General features: G+C 46.9%; 12 protein-coding genes. 7 read left to right on the top strand and 5 right to left on the bottom strand.

Features of this window, described 5'->3' with window-relative positions; all coding sequences use genetic code 11:
- Positions 1-18 precede the first annotated feature (18 nt).
- From QFZ51_RS27875 to QFZ51_RS27850, 6 genes are all read left to right on the top strand, one after another.
- Positions 19-1404, top strand: a complete 1386-nt coding sequence (locus tag QFZ51_RS27875; protein ID WP_370908270.1) for an undecaprenyl-phosphate glucose phosphotransferase — start codon at positions 19-21, stop codon at positions 1402-1404.
- A 58-nt stretch (positions 1405-1462) separates the two neighbouring features.
- A complete protein-coding gene (gene katE / locus QFZ51_RS27870; protein WP_429050690.1) occupies positions 1463-3604 on the top strand; it encodes a catalase HPII in 2142 nt (713 codons plus the stop codon).
- Between the two features lie 61 nt (positions 3605-3665).
- Positions 3666-4331 carry an epimerase gene (locus QFZ51_RS27865; protein ID WP_429050689.1) on the top strand — a complete coding sequence of 222 codons (666 nt, stop codon included), beginning with the start codon at positions 3666-3668 and terminating at the stop codon, positions 4329-4331.
- Between the two features lie 242 nt (positions 4332-4573).
- The gene (locus QFZ51_RS27860; protein ID WP_370908267.1) at positions 4574-5263 is read left to right on the top strand and encodes an NUDIX hydrolase; all 690 of its coding nucleotides are present in this window, start codon (positions 4574-4576) and stop codon (positions 5261-5263) included.
- A gap of 4 nt (positions 5264-5267) precedes the next feature.
- The gene (locus QFZ51_RS27855) at positions 5268-5813 is read left to right on the top strand and encodes a 2OG-Fe(II) oxygenase (protein ID WP_429050688.1); all 546 of its coding nucleotides are present in this window, start codon (positions 5268-5270) and stop codon (positions 5811-5813) included.
- An 8-nt stretch (positions 5814-5821) separates the two neighbouring features.
- On the top strand, positions 5822-6553 hold the full coding sequence (locus QFZ51_RS27850; RefSeq protein ID WP_429050687.1) for a metallophosphoesterase family protein: 732 nt from the start codon (positions 5822-5824) through the stop codon (positions 6551-6553).
- 56 nt (positions 6554-6609) lie between these two features.
- Here the strand turns inward: QFZ51_RS27850 and QFZ51_RS27845 are convergent, their stop codons facing one another.
- The 5 genes from QFZ51_RS27845 to QFZ51_RS27825 form a co-directional block, all read right to left on the bottom strand.
- Positions 6610-9159, bottom strand: a complete 2550-nt coding sequence (locus QFZ51_RS27845) for an outer membrane beta-barrel protein (protein ID WP_429050686.1) — start codon at positions 9157-9159, stop codon at positions 6610-6612.
- Between the two features lie 96 nt (positions 9160-9255).
- Positions 9256-9966 carry a LytR/AlgR family response regulator transcription factor gene (locus tag QFZ51_RS27840; RefSeq protein ID WP_429050685.1) on the bottom strand — a complete coding sequence of 237 codons (711 nt, stop codon included), beginning with the start codon at positions 9964-9966 and terminating at the stop codon, positions 9256-9258.
- Complete coding sequence (locus tag QFZ51_RS27835; protein ID WP_429050684.1) at positions 9966-11006, bottom strand: sensor histidine kinase; 1041 nt, start codon at positions 11004-11006, stop codon at positions 9966-9968. The genes QFZ51_RS27840 and QFZ51_RS27835 overlap by 1 nt, the downstream gene beginning before the upstream one ends.
- 116 nt (positions 11007-11122) lie before the next feature.
- Positions 11123-12454 (bottom strand): ABC1 kinase family protein, encoded by a 1332-nt coding sequence (locus QFZ51_RS27830; RefSeq protein WP_429050683.1) that lies wholly within the window; start codon positions 12452-12454, stop codon positions 11123-11125.
- A gap of 5 nt (positions 12455-12459) precedes the next feature.
- Positions 12460-13086, bottom strand: a complete 627-nt coding sequence (locus tag QFZ51_RS27825) for a TetR/AcrR family transcriptional regulator (protein ID WP_429050682.1) — start codon at positions 13084-13086, stop codon at positions 12460-12462.
- Between the two features lie 544 nt (positions 13087-13630).
- Here QFZ51_RS27825 and QFZ51_RS27820 point away from each other — a divergent pair.
- Complete coding sequence (locus QFZ51_RS27820) at positions 13631-15031, top strand: RtcB family protein (protein WP_429050681.1); 1401 nt, start codon at positions 13631-13633, stop codon at positions 15029-15031.

Below are 15031 nucleotides of genomic sequence, written 5' to 3'. Positions count from 1 at the left end.
TCAACCATATTCTATTTTATGCTGAACCGGTATCTCAAAATTTGCAGTATCCAGTTGATTGTGCTGGATTTTATCTGGCTGAATGTATTGTTTTTTTTAACCAGCTCCTGGTTGCAGCGGTACGACCGCATGCAGGATATTAATGTGGATATTTTCCTCGTGGTATCAAATCTCTCCTGGCTGGTTGCTTTATACACTACCGGTATTTATTTCCTCAGTCAGCAGTTGTCGTTTGACCGAATCGCCCGCAAAACCATACAGAGCATATTGTTGTACCTGTTGCTGTTGTTGTTGTCCTTGTTTCTGACCAAGCAGTTATATTCCCGGTTGTTTATCCTGAGCTATTGCTCCAGCTTCCTGTGCATGGTATTGCTGGGCCGGTGGCTTTTTTACAAGGTTACCCGGCATATCCTGCATCGCAGCGGCGTGGAAAAGAAAGTGGTGATCCTCGGGTATAATGATCTTTCCAAGCAACTGGCGGATCAGTTGATAGGGGATAACAGCAATCTCAAGTTTGAAGGTTATTTTGAAGAATACAGCAACGTGCATGAGTTGTCTTACTACCCGGTGATAGGCAACCTGGAGGCTTGCGTGCCTTATGCACAGTCTAACAACATCCGTGAAATATATTCTACATTATCTCCCGAAAAATTTCCTTACCTGTATACTTTGGCAAGGGAAGCAGAATTAAACCTGATTCATTTCCGCTTTGTGCCCGATTTCAAGTTGTTTGTAAACAGGCAGATCTTTGTGGATTACTTTAATAACATTCCCATTATTTCATTGCGTTCTGAGCCGTTGGATGATATTGCCAACCGCATCCGTAAGCGGGTGTTTGATATTATCTTCAGCAGTCTTGTGATTGTTTTTATTCTTACCTGGCTGATCCCTTTGCTGGCGCTGCTGATCAAGCTGGAGTCGCGGGGACCGGTGTTTTTTATTCAATATCGTACAGGCCGTAATAACCTGAACTTCCCCTGTTTGAAACTGCGGAGCATGTATGTGAATAACGAGGCGAACGCGAAGCAAGCTACGCGGCATGATAGCCGGTTTACGCGGATCGGGCGTATCCTGCGTAAAACAAACCTGGATGAAATGCCGCAGTTCCTCAATGTTTTTATGGGTGATATGTCTATTGTAGGTCCCCGTCCACATATGCTTCGTCATACCGAAGAATTTTCCCGGGTGATCCAGCAATACATGATCCGTCATTTTCTGAAGCCCGGTATTACAGGATGGGCGCAGGTTTGCGGTCTGCGTGGGGAAATTACAGAAGAATCGCATCTGCGCAAAAGGATTGAACATGATATCTGGTACATGGAAAACTGGTCTGTATATCTCGATCTCCGTATTATATTTTTAACGATCAGGAATACGATTAAGGGAGATGAAAATGCGTTTTGAATAGGTATGGTTTGTGTGAATGATAGGGTCCTGCCTCATCATTAAAATCACCAAAACCATGGCAAAGAAAAAAAATCCTATTATCGGAACGTCAAACAGGAAAGTGGATAGTCTTACCCCGCATACAGAAGAAGGGGTGGACCAATTCCTGACAACTAACCAGGGAGTGCGCATTAATGATAACCAGAACTCGCTGAAAGCGGGCGAACGTGGTGCGTCGTTACTGGAAGATTTTATTTTAAGGGAGAAAATTACACACTTTGACCACGAACGCATCCCCGAAAGAATTGTGCATGCACGGGGAGAGGCCGCTCACGGCTATTTCCAGGTGTATGAGTCTATGGCGAAGTATACAAAGGCCGGTTTCCTGCAGGATCCGTCGAAACAAACGCCGGTATTTGTCCGCTTTTCCACAGTAGCGGGCTCACGCGGCTCTACTGATCTGGCCCGTGATGTGCGCGGCTTTGCGGTGAAATTTTATACAGATGAAGGGAATTATGATCTTGTAGGTAATAATATGCCGGTGTTTTTTATACAGGATGCCATGAAGTTCCCGGATTTTGTGCACGCCGTTAAACCGGAACCACACAACGAAATGCCCCAGGCTGCTTCCGCGCATGATACTTTCTGGGATTTTATATCCCTTGCGCCGGAAAGCATGCATATGATCATGTGGGCAATGAGTGATCGCGCTATTCCCCGTAGTTTGCGCATGATGGAAGGATTTGGGGTGCATACTTTCCGTTTTATCAACGCGGCAGGCGAGGGCAGCTTTGTGAAATTCCACTGGAAGCCTTTGCTGGGCGTTCATTCCGTGGCATGGGATGAAGCGCAGAAGATCTCCGGGAAGGACCCGGACTTTCATCGCCGCGACCTGTGGAATGCCATTGAATCCGGAGCTTATCCCGAATGGGAATTAGGCGTGCAGATAGTGGCGGAGGATGATGAACATAAATTTCCCTTCGACCTGCTGGATCCTACCAAAATAATTCCTGAAGAAGTAGTACCGGTGATGCGTATCGGTAAAATGGTATTGAACCGTAACCCGGATAATTTTTTTGCGGAAACAGAGCAGGTGGCCTTTCACCCCGGGCACCTCGTGCCGGGGATAGACTTCACCAATGATCCGCTGTTGCAGGGAAGGTTATTTTCCTATACGGATACGCAGTTGTCGAGACTGGGGAGTCCGAATTTCCACGAAATCCCCATCAACCGCCCGATAGCGCCTGTGCATAATAATCAGCGCGATGGTCACATGCGGCAAACCATCAACCGGGGTGAAACCGCTTATGAGCCTAATACGATCAGCAATGGATGCCCTTTCCAGGCAAAAATGAAAGACGGTGGTTTTACTTCTTACGAAGAAAGAATAGATGCTAAAAAGATCCGTGGCCGCAGCGAAAGTTTCTTTGATCATTTCAGCCAGGCTGCTTTATTTTATAACAGCCAGTCGGAAGCAGAGAAAAGGCATTTGATCAACGCCCTGCGTTTTGAACTTGGCAAAGTAACCCGTACGGATATACGCGAGCGGATGGTCGGGGTCTTGACACAGGTCGACCGGTCACTTGCCGCGCAGGTGGCTGAAGGCCTGGGATTACCAGTCCCGGAGAAACCGGAGTATCCTGTTAACCACATACGGCCTGCGGATGCGGATGTGGAAAGTTATGAGCCGAGAACCGTAAAACAGCAGGTAGATACTTCTCCGGCGTTGAGCATGGCCAATACCGTGAAAAATACGGTGAAGTCGAGGCAGGTGGCTTTCCTGGTAGCAGACGGCGTTTCCGGCAAAGACATCGCTCAGATGAAAGCAGATCTGGAGGCCGCAGAAGCGCAGGTGCAGTTGATTGCGCCAAAGCTGGGTATCATAAAGGTAGATGGCGGCGCAGACCTCGAAGCCGATCAGAGCTTTCTTATGGCGGCATCTGTATTGTTTGATGCGGTATATGTACCAGGAGGCAAGGCTAGTGCATCCGTCTTAGCCAAAGAGCCGGCAGCGCTGCATTTTATCAACGAAGCCTATAAACATTGCAAGGCGATTGCGGTAAGTGGTGAAGGCGTAGAAGTGCTGAAGAAAACCTATCTGCAAACAGAAAATAATGAACCTGGTCTGTTGCTGAACAAAAGTAGTAATGACTTTATAAACGCCATTGCACAGCATCGTTTCTGGGAAAGAGAAGTCAATGACAGCATCCCGGCATAGATATTTTATTAAGTTAAATGAAAGGTTTAAATTCAGGGATATCTGAAATTAAAATATTCCTATGGAGATAAGAGCCATTATTACAGGAAGTACCGGGATGGTAGGAGAAGGGGTGCTGCACGAATGTTTACTTCATCCGGATGTAAAGGAGGTGTTGGTGATTAACCGCAGGCCCTGCGGCGTGCAGCATCCCAAGCTAAAGGAAATCATTCATGAAAATTTTTATGACATGCTGCCTATCGCTACAAAGCTGCATGGATATAATGCCTGCTACTTCTGCCTGGGTGTTTCTTCTGTGGGAATGAAGGAGGACCGGTATAAGCGGGTCACGTATGATCTTACGATGGAAGTGGCTAAAACACTGGCCGCGCTCAATTCAGATATGACCTTTTGCTATGTTTCCGGTGCGGGCACCGACAGCTCGGGGAAAGGGCGCAGCATGTGGGCGCGGGTAAAGGGCAAAACCGAGAACGACCTGCTGAAGCAGCCGTTCAAGGCGGCGTATATGTTCAGGCCGGGGTTCATGCTGCCTACAGATGGGCTGAGGTATACCCAGAAATACTATAAGTATATGACCTGGGCTTACCCGTTCTTCCGGCGGGTTTTTCCACAGTGGGTGTCCACGCTGGCAGAAGTAGGGCAGGCAATGATCAATGTTACCCGTTTTGGCTACAAGAAACCGGTGCTGGAAGTAAAAGATATCCTGACTTTGGCCCATCATCCATAAATACTGGTAACCTTCGGGATAGCGGTCTACTTTATATAGATACCGGGGTGTATATTTGCATCTTGTTACTTTAACAGTGTAACAGTTGTAGGTTATGAGATGACTGGAATAATCCTATCCCGGGTCCAAATAAAAAAGGCGGTGCTTCGGCGCCGCCTTTTTGTTTACAGATAAAATCCCCTCATTTTTAGGTTATCTCCCTAAAAAATCTTTACTTCACGTTAAAATGACGCAAACAGAGTATGAAGTCTTTCCACGAGTATAAGAACCCCTCCCTGGCGGTAGACCTGGTGGTATTTGGTTACCACAACAATACCTTGTCGGTATTGTTGCTGAACCGTAAGGAGGAGCCGTTCAAAGACTGCTGGACCTTACCGGGCGGCTTCCTGCAAATGGAAGAGACCTTCCTGGACACCTGTTCCCGCATCCTGCAAACGAAGCTGGGCATGAAGGAAGTATTTCTCGAACAGCTTTATTCCTTTGACGCACCCGACAGGGATCCGCGTGGCCGCGTAATAGCTGTGGGATATTACGCACTCATTAACCCCGCTAAATTCGATGTGGTGGCTGGTAGTATGGCCAACGATGTAAAATGGTTCAATGTCAGGAAAATGCCTGCCCTGGGCTTCGACCATAAACATATTTTTAAACAGGCGCTGCAAAGGCTCCGGTCAAAGATCCAGTATTACCCCGTAGGATTTGAATTGCTGGATGAACTGTTTACCATTACGGAGTTGCATGAACTGTATGAGTGTATCCTGCAAACAACCATCGACCGGCGCAACTTCCGCCGCAAAATATTGGACGCCGCCTACGTGATCAACACCGGCCTGAAACGCGAAGGGTTGAAGAACAGGCATCCTGAACTGTACAAGTTCAATAAACAACTGAAGAAAAATAGTTTCCAGATCAATATTCCCACTGAAACCTGATGTTATGGAAAAAATCACTTACACCTCCGAAATTTTGACCGTCAAAAATTTCCTCAGCACGGAAGAATGCGCCCAGCTCATAGAAAAAAGTGAAGCAATGGGCTACGAGGAAGCCACCGTAGACGTAGGCGGCGGTGTACAACGGATGATAAAAGGTGTACGAAATAATGAACGGGTCTTGTATAAAGACCTGGCTTATGCTACCTTTATCTGGGAACGGCTGAAAAATTTTGCTCCGGAAGGAAAAGAAAACAGAACGGCCTCCGGTGTGAATGAGTTGTTCCGGTTCTATAAATACAGCCCGGGACAACGCTTCAAAATGCACAAGGACGGCAGCTTTGAGCGGAACAGGTTTGAAGCCAGCCAGTATACTTTTATGATCTATCTGAACGAAGCATATACCGGCGGGGAAACCATTTTTGCTTCCGGCGAAATTATCCGCCCGGAAACAGGTACCGCCCTGATATTTCACCATCCGCTGCGGCATGAAGGTGCATTGCTTACCGCCGGTGTGAAATATGTGCTGCGAACAGACATTATGTACAAATAAAACAAAACATGCCCGCAACCTACGTAATAGGTGATATACACGGTGCGCTGAAAGCCCTCAAACAGCTGGTAGAGCGTATCGCGCCGAAAACAACCGATACACTGATTTTTTTAGGTGATTATGTAGATGGATGGTCTGAGTCTGCCGAAACCATCACCTGGCTCATGGAACTGGCATCACAACACACCTGTATTTTTATAAAAGGAAACCACGATGCCTGGTGCGAATCCTGGCTGAATGGCATAATGCCCGAAGCCTCATGGCAACGCAACGGCGGCAAAGCTACGGTAGACAGCTTCAATAAATTATCGCCCGCAGCGCTGGAAGGCCACAAGGAATTTCTGAACCGCATGCGCATGTATTACATCGATGACCAAAACAGGTTGTATATACACGCCGGGTTCACTTCCACCCACGGCCCCGCCCATGAAAGGTTTGAACCCATGCTCTATTGGGACCGAAGCCTGTGGGAACTCGCCCTGGCAATGGACCGCAGCATTCCGAAGAACTCTATGTTTTATCCAAAACGACTGCTGCAGTTCAAAGAAATCTATATCGGTCATACCCCTAGTCTTAATTACGGTGAGGAACTCCCCATGATCGCCTGCAACGTGCATAACATCGACACCGGCGCGGCCTTCAAAGGCAAAATATCCGCCATGAATGTGGATACGAAGGAAGTGTGGCAAAGTGATGCCGTGTATTTGCTATATCCGGGGGAGAACGGCCGGAATCCATAAAAAAAAAGCACCGGAATGCGAGGGCATTCCGGTGCTTTAAACTTTAAAGCAACTTCTTACTGAATCACTTCCTGCATTCCCTGCATGCCTGCACCCATGTTCTTTCTCTTAAACAGGCTGGCGTCAATTTTACCAAACCGGTAAGCAAATGTCAGGCGCATCATCTGCGGGTCGCGGAGGCGGCTGTAATACTGCGTGAAATAATCGCTTTGTGAATATTGGTCAGACCAGCGTGTCCTGAAGATATCATTTATACTAAAGGTCACCGAAGCCGCATTGTTTTTCAGGAAGCTTTTTTTGATGGCGGCATCTACACCATAAAAAGAGGCGATGTAGCCCTGTGAAGCATTCTGCGACTGCTGCATAGGCGGACCGGCCTGCACGTTCTTGTTGTCATTCACCGGCAGATTGGTTTTCGACTGGTAAGTGCCTGTGAGCTGCACTTCAAAATTTGCCGGCAGCTTAAAGGTGCTGTTGAGCTTACCAAACCAGCTCCAGAGCGCATCCTGCGATTGCGTTACATTATCTGTATTGATCTTCGAATTGTAGAGATTCACATTCGCGGTAGCACTCCACCATTTGGTGAAATTATACATGACAGTCACTTCCGCACCGGCAGAATAGCTGGAATTCGCATTGATATAAGTGTTCACCAGCAGTTCCTGGCCATTTACCGGATCGGTTTCCTTTGTGAGGTAACGGGTGATCAGGTTGTTGGTATGCCTGTAGTAGAGAGATGCCAATATGGTATTGTTTCCTTTCAGCGTTTTCAGGTACGACATTTCCAGTGAAGTGGTGAACTCCGGCACCAGCCCGGGGTTACCTTTGGTAATGTTCAGCTTATCGGTAGAGTCGGTGAACGGAATCAGCTGGAAGAAGTTAGGCCGGTTAATACGACGGGTGTAGCTCACCTGCAGTTCCTGGTCGTGTTTCAGCTTCTGGCTTAAAAACAGGGATGGGAACAGGCTTACCGGGTAGTTGTTGGAGAAATGCTGTCCGTTGTTGAGCAAATCACCCGTGTAGTTGGAACTTTCTGCACGTACACCTACTTTATAACCAAAATTACCAATGGTGTTGGATATGCTTACATAAGCGGCGTATACATTATCACTGTTTTTATAATTATTGGAGGCGGCCGGTATCAGTACATATTCCTTTGTTTCCGGGTCCAGCATATAGTTGTTGAAGTTGCTCTTAATTTTACGGACAGAGGCTCTTAACCCGGTTTCCAGCTTTAATTTACCATTGAAGGGCTTTACATAATCCGTTTGGATGGTCATAAAGCTCATGGCGCCATTACCCAGGATCTGTTGTATATCGCTGCCGCTGATGTTGCTGCCGGCATAACGGTCGGTCCGGTAGTCGGAGTTATTATCGCTCTTTCCGCCAAAATAGTTGAAGTCGGCGGTCAGTTCTTCCCCTTCTTTAGGGAACAGGTGTTTCATGCCCAATACCACGCCGTTAGCGTTGAACTTGTTATGGGAACTGGAGTTACGCTGACTGAAGGACCTTATATCACCGGCTTTATTCAGGGTGTCGGTATTAATATCGATCCTTTCAGAAGGGTTCATGGAGCCATGCACCTTGATCCCGGCCACAGACAAGGTGGTACGGTTGGTAACAAACCAGTCCAGTCCAAGTTTACCAAAAACGAAACCGCCATCTGTTTTGTTGGCGTTGTATTGGTTGATGTTGGTAGCCGGTTCATCTGCAAAGTTGTTACGCTCGGTGGTACCATTGGTACGTCCTTTCATCTGGTTGCCCATTACGCTGGCGGAAATATTTACCTTATCCTGGCGCAGGTTAAAGTCCGCTCCGCCGTTTACAGCGCCGCGTTTATCCACACCGGCGCGCAGGTTACCGTTGTAACCCGTTTTGCGATTCTTTTTCAGCACAATGTTCAGGATACCGGCGCTACCACCGGACGCATCGTATTTGGCGGAAGGATTGGTGATCACCTCTACGTTTTCAATCGCATCTGCCGGAATCTGTTCCAGGGTAAGGGTGGTCGGGCGCCCGTCGATATACAGCTGCGGGGCGCTGTTACGCAGGGTTACATTTCCGTCGATGTCCACATTTACAGAAGGCACGTTTTTCATCACATCCAGCGCGGTACCACCGGCGCTGACGATGTTTTTCTCCACGTTAAATACCTTTTTATCGATATCCATCTGCATCAGCGGTTTGGTGCCGGCTACAGTAACGCCTTGCAGCTGGGTGGTGCTTACTGCCAGCTTAATATTGCCGAGATCCTTTTCAAAAGGAGGAAAGGTCACCGGTTGTTCCACAGTTTTGTACCCGGTGGCAGTGATCCGCAGTTTCAGCGGGCCTCTGGCGGGAAGGTCCTCCAGGCTGAACTCACCATTACCTTTGGTCAGCACGCCTTTCAGCAGTTTTTCCTTCATTTTTTTTGTGGCGCTATCCATACGGTTCTGCAGGATAATTACGGAAGCATAAGGAACGGCTTTACCATCGGGGTCAATAATTTTGCCATATACATGGCCGCTCATGCCCATACCCATCGGCATTTTGGCGCCTGCGGGAGGCTGAGCTACAGCACTCATTGAAAGCAAAAACAGGGTGATAAACAAATAAATCTTTTGCATTTTATATAAATTCAGATCATGCAAAAGTATACCCACCAGATGGATAAAATAAATTAAATGAGATGAGTGGGGAAAAAACTGCTACGAACTGTCGGATCACTGACCGGCCTTTCCGGCAATAGCATATACCGCATCACGATAGGTGTCGCCCACCGGGAATTCCAGCGTATCGAGGAATACACTGTTTTTCCGGATAGCAGTGATGGCGGCAATGGAAACGATATACGACTTGTGCACACGCACAAACCTGGAGTTGGGCAACTGCTCCTCTAATCCCTTGATACTCATGCGTGTAATGATCGGTTTGGGATTGCTGTTCAGGTGGATTTTTACATAGTCTTTTAGTCCTTCTATCCACCGGATATCGGAGTATACTACTTTCAGCAGGCTGTAATCTACATTTACAAAAAAGAAATCAGCCTCTTCCCGGGCTGTTTTTCCACCTGTTTTGAGCAGGAAAAGCTCCTGTGCTTTATTACAGGCTTTGATAAAACGCTCCAGGGACACCGGTTTTACAAGATAATCCGTTACTGCGAGATTGAAGCCTTGCAAGGCATATTTTTCATAGGCCGTAATCAGTATCACCAGTGGTTTATTGGGCAGTGATTCCAGGAACTGTAACCCCGTAAGTCCCGGCATCTGGATGTCCAGGAAGATGAGGTCCACCGGCTGATGCCGCAAAATCTCCATCGCCTCAAATGCGTTGTTGCATTTGCCGGTGAGCTGCAGGTATGGAACCATGCTGATATTGTCTTCCAGCAGGTCCAGCGCTAACGGTTCATCGTCTATGGCGATACATTTCATCATCAGTGGAGATTTAATTGCAAGGATACTATAAACCAGTCATCTTTTTTATCTATATGCAAAACATAATTATCTCCATATAACAAATTCAAACGTCTTTTTACATTGGTAAGACCTATGCCACTGGTTTTATCTTTTATTTCGGAAGAATCTTTATTGAAACGGTTCTGCACAGAGAAAAATAATTTGTCATCCCGCGTATATAGCCGGATATCTATCGTAGCATCGGTGATCATGCCGGTACCATGCTTAAAAGCATTTTCCACAAAGGGAATCAGCAGCATCGGCTCTATTTCATAACAAGTGTTGCCCGTTTCCAACGACACCTGGATAGTTACATTTTTCCCGAAACGTTGCTGCTGCAGGTCGATGTAACTTTGCAGGTATTCGGTTTCTTTTTGCAACGGAACTTTGTCCTCATCCGCTTCGTACAGCATATAACGCATCAGCGACGAAAGCTTGATGAGGGAAGGTTCCAGCACATCCGACTTTTTACGCGCCAGCGACACCATGTTGTTGAGCACATTAAACATAAAATGCGGACTTACCTGCGAACGGAGCAGCGACAATTCCGTTTTCAGCAACTCATTTTCCCTTGCACTGCTTTGTCTTTCCAGCTTCATTTTATCTACAATCATCTGAAAGGCGGTACTAGCCGATAGTACAAAGAAAAAAGTGAAGAAAGTGAACAGGATGGCGGGTTTAATATCTATATGATGCGGTTTCAGGAATATCTTTTCAAAACCATACCGCATGGTGCACATGAAAATAAATACCCCTATTATGTAAAGGGTATAATCGAAAATTTTCTTTTTATAAACCAGTTTCGGAATAAATACCCAGGCGTTCAGGTAAAAAAACACGACCAATACCAGGTAGGTAAAATACATATACAGGGTCCACGCCTGTTTTTCATTCATGAGATCCCTGTCATATTTTTCGTTGGTAGGATGTAACAAATAGGGAAGAGAGAAGAATATCAGCCATGCGAGTATATGCCTGGCTACTATTGCCCATTTCTGCTGGTACCATTCCTGTTTCATGGCGGCAAATTAGGGGATTTGTATAATTATCAAGGCAGAGTTGCGACCAATTGTAATAATTCTACGACTAACACGGAAAAGAACAAAGCTTTCCGGGATTTTTCCCGGAAAGCTTGTTAAGCAGTTTTCCTGGCGGTCATCAGTTCCTGTATCCTGGCGGGGCCGGTGACTACATTCGCCTTCAGGTCGCTCAGAATGGAGTATAACCCAAAATAGGTACGGTTAATATAAAGACTATGCCTGGAGCCACGCGCTACCTTTGAATCACGGATCTCTTTCATATTGTAGAGTTCATCCATGTAGGCATATATTTCATTAAAATAAACTTCGTTGCCGAAATCAAAGTTGTCCAGCGTAAAGGGAAGGGTCAGCAAATCGATCATATGCTGGAAAAGGCCGGAGAAGAATTCCACCTCTTTGGGGCTGTCCGACGGATGAATCATTTCCAGGTTGGTATAGATCTGGTGCCGGCGTTTCTCGTCTTTTAACACCTCTTTGTCAACCAGCAGGAAGTAATTCTCATAGAAATCTTCCGGTATTTCCTTTACACAACCAAAATCAAAAATGCCGACAGTGCCATCCGGGCGCATCAGGAAGTTGCCGGGATGCGGGTCTGCATGCACCTGTTTCAGGCTGTGTACCTGGAACTGGTAAAAGTCCCAGAGGGCCTGGCCAATTTTATCCCGCACTTCCTGCGAGGGGTTGGTCAGCAGGAATTCTTTCAGATGCTGACCATCCAGCCAGTCCATGGTAATGATCCGGTCCGACGACATTTCAGGGTAGTAATCGGGAAATTTCAGGTTAGGAATATGCGCGCATTCCCTGGAAAGGTCCATAGAACGGCGGAGTTCCAGTTTGTAGTCGGTTTCCTCCAGCAGCTTACTTTCTATTTCGTCAAAATATTTGTCCATGTCTACCTCGTTCATGCCCACAATGCGGATGGCAAAGGGTTTCACAATACGGAGGTCTGACTTTACGCTATTGGCTACGCCGGGATACTGGATCTTAACGGCCAGCTTTTTACCATCTTTGGTGGCTTTATGCACCTGCCCTATGGAGGCAGCGTTAGAAGCCTGCAGGTCAAACTGGTCGTACAGCTGTGAAGGCGATTTCCCCAATGTCTTTACAAAAGTATTTACTACCAGCGGGCCGCTCAGCGGGGGAGCGCTGTATTGCGACATGGCGAATTTTTCGGTATAGGCTTTCGGCAGCATGCCTTTATCCATACTCAGCATCTGCGCCACTTTCAGTGCGCTGCCTTTCAGGTTACTCAGCGTATCGTAAATATCCGCGGCATTGTCCTGGTGAAGCTCTTCTTTGGTGGTAGAAGGATCCATCAGTTTGCGGGTGTAGTGTTTGATATAGTTGGTACCTACCTTAAGTCCTGTCGTAACGAATTTGCCTGCCCTTTCCACTTTGGAAGTGGGAATATTGGATTGTTCTTTCATGATGCTTATTTCCGCGTAAAAATAAATTTCCCGAAGTCCAGCAAACTATCCAGTGTATTGGATTTGATCAGCTGGAAGCTCAGGTTAACCGCTTTTTCAATGGCGGCATCGGTCATTTCAAACTGGTTGCTGGTATCATCCAGCCAGTATTTCAGCACAAACAGGGCCTGTAACCAGAAACCATGTACATACTGGTCGGAGATATATTTCCTTTCCTTGATTTCGCTGGATTGATAACCTTCTTTCACCAGGTCGCTTACATACTTGCTAAACGCGTGACGGAAAGTTTCCAGTTTGTTGCGGTACAGGTCCGGTAACCGGAAGTGTTTGCGCTGTAATAACAGGTAACTCCGGTCTTCCTTTAGCTTCTGTACCCAGAGAAAATAAAAGGCCAGCAATTTTTCCTGCGCATTATATTGCTGATAAATTTCATCTGCATGCAGTTGATCCAATGTTTGTTGGAAGATAGCTAACCAGATGTCTTTTTCTACCGCTTCCAGTGAACTGTATTGTTCATAGAATTCGGTTTCAGAAACGTCTACAAGTTTGCAGAGCGCATAAACAGAAACGGGCGCTTTGCCGTTTTCCAGCCAGTACACTTTATAGGCGTTGCGGATGAGCTGTTTGTCCATAAGAAAAAGTTTTATAATGTTGATGTAGCCCGTCCGGAGCGGGTTCCGGAGGTTAAAAATGCGGGTACATACAAATTTACGTCATGCACAGTTATAAACCCTTTTTTATAGGCTGGAGAAATGTTAAAATCTGCGACTATCTGCGCTAAAATTATTATGTGAAAAAAATGCGGCTGTATTTATAAAATAGCTATATCTTTGCACCCGAATTCCTTATTCTTCATCTTTTTAAAATACAAGGAATCATGACAGAACGTACCCACATATCGCTCCTTTCGCTCCTTGCCTGATCAGGCAAACGTTGCTGCTTACCTTTTACATAAGCCGGAATAATACTTGCATGGATCTTATACTTTTTGTATAAATACATTTCGTATATACGGATACGTTAGTGCCCCCGTTTGCTTTATCTTTCCTTTCAACGGAAGGTGTGTTCCTGCACGGAACAACATTTACATTCATTTATATTTAATACCGCACCGGGTTACCGGCGCCGCTGTGGTGTGCCTTTAAAGGCCGCATCACCGCACATACATCACCTTTTATGGGCAGTATAAAAACAAAAGAACTTAGTAAAATAGGTTATACAAACGACCAGGCCAGAAGCCTCGTCATTAATATTATATCAAAGCATTTCAAACACGAAGCGAAGGCAGATCTTATGGCGCTGTTAACCGCCATCAAAGCAGATCCGGCCAGCTATCGCTCTCACGGGATACTGGGAAAAATAGCGGACACCTTTATGGATGAACCGGTGGAATGCAATTTTCAGTCGTACGACCTGCTGGAAAAAACAGGCCAGCTGAAAGTATACGGCGCCAAAGAAATAGAACGCTCCGCCAAACAGCAAATGGAAACGGCGATGTCTTTGCCTGTTACCATACAGGGCGCCCTCATGCCGGATGCACATACGGGCTACGGCTTGCCTATCGGCGGGGTACTGGCTACCGATAATGCCGTGCTGCCGTTTGCAGTAGGCGTGGATATTGGCTGCCGCATGGCGCTCACCATCTTTGATGAAGGCGAAAGCTTTTTAAAACGCTTCTCTCACCAGGTAAAAGTGGCGTTGAAAGAATACACGCACTTTGGGATGGAAGGCGGACTGGGATTTCCACAGGAACATGAAGTGCTCGACAGCACAGCGTTCCAGTCGACAGAACTGTTGCGGAAATTACAGGCCAAAGCTGCGCGGCAGTTAGGTTCTTCCGGCAGCGGCAACCATTTTGTGGAATTCGGTTTAATAGAACTGAAGGAAGACAATGCCTTGCAGCTACCACCCAAAAAGTACCTGGCATTGCTGTCGCATTCCGGCAGCCGTGGCCTGGGCGCTAACATCGCGCAGCATTACACCCGCATCGCTATGGATACCTGCAAGCTGCCAAAGTCGGCGCAACAGCTGGCCTGGCTGGATCTCAACAGTGAAGCGGGTCAGGAATACTGGCTGGCCATGAACCTGGCAGGTGATTATGCCAAAGCGTGTCACGACCGCATTCACCTCAACCTCATGAAGGCACTAGGTTTGCAGTCGCTCGCAAAAGTGGAAAATCACCACAACTTTGCCTGGAAAGATACCCTGGCAAACGGTCAGTCCGTGATTATTCACCGCAAAGGCGCTACCCCGGCTCATGCCGGCGAAATGGGCATCATTCCCGGCAGTATGTGCACTGCGGCCTACCTCGTAATAGGAAAGGGCGTGGACAATGCTTTATACTCTGCCTCCCACGGCGCAGGAAGAGCTATGAGCCGCAAAAGAGCCAAAGAAAGCATGACCGTATCCGGTTTGAAAAAAATGCTGGCCGCTGCAGGTGTTACCCTCATCGGCGGCAGCGTGGAAGAAAACCCGCTGGCGTATAAAGACATTGAAGATGTTATCAGCGCACAGCAGGAATTAGTAGACATACAGGGCCGGTTTATGCCCGCCATTGTAAGAATGAATAAAGACTAA

Source organism: Chitinophaga sp. W3I9, from assembly GCF_050434025.1.
Taxonomy (GTDB): domain Bacteria; phylum Bacteroidota; class Bacteroidia; order Chitinophagales; family Chitinophagaceae; genus Chitinophaga.
Note: the sequence above shows the minus strand (reverse complement) of the source record. Positions and strands in the feature narration are given on the sequence as shown.

Excerpts from the sequence above, each read along its gene's own strand:
- QFZ51_RS27875 (WP_370908270.1), top strand. The coding sequence starts at position 19 with ATGCTGAACCGGTATCTCAAAATTTGCAGTATCCAGTTGATTGTGCTG.
- katE (WP_429050690.1), top strand. The coding sequence starts at position 1,463 with ATGGCAAAGAAAAAAAATCCTATTATCGGAACGTCAAACAGGAAAGTG.
- QFZ51_RS27865 (WP_429050689.1), top strand. The coding sequence starts at position 3,666 with ATGGAGATAAGAGCCATTATTACAGGAAGTACCGGGATGGTAGGAGAA.
- QFZ51_RS27860 (WP_370908267.1), top strand. The coding sequence starts at position 4,574 with ATGAAGTCTTTCCACGAGTATAAGAACCCCTCCCTGGCGGTAGACCTG.
- QFZ51_RS27855 (WP_429050688.1), top strand. The coding sequence starts at position 5,268 with ATGGAAAAAATCACTTACACCTCCGAAATTTTGACCGTCAAAAATTTC.
- QFZ51_RS27850 (WP_429050687.1), top strand. The coding sequence starts at position 5,822 with ATGCCCGCAACCTACGTAATAGGTGATATACACGGTGCGCTGAAAGCC.
- QFZ51_RS27845 (WP_429050686.1), bottom strand. The coding sequence starts at position 9,159 with ATGCAAAAGATTTATTTGTTTATCACCCTGTTTTTGCTTTCAATGAGT.
- QFZ51_RS27840 (WP_429050685.1), bottom strand. The coding sequence starts at position 9,966 with ATGATGAAATGTATCGCCATAGACGATGAACCGTTAGCGCTGGACCTG.
- QFZ51_RS27835 (WP_429050684.1), bottom strand. The coding sequence starts at position 11,006 with ATGAAACAGGAATGGTACCAGCAGAAATGGGCAATAGTAGCCAGGCAT.
- QFZ51_RS27830 (WP_429050683.1), bottom strand. The coding sequence starts at position 12,454 with ATGAAAGAACAATCCAATATTCCCACTTCCAAAGTGGAAAGGGCAGGC.
- QFZ51_RS27825 (WP_429050682.1), bottom strand. The coding sequence starts at position 13,086 with ATGGACAAACAGCTCATCCGCAACGCCTATAAAGTGTACTGGCTGGAA.
- QFZ51_RS27820 (WP_429050681.1), top strand. The coding sequence starts at position 13,631 with ATGGGCAGTATAAAAACAAAAGAACTTAGTAAAATAGGTTATACAAAC.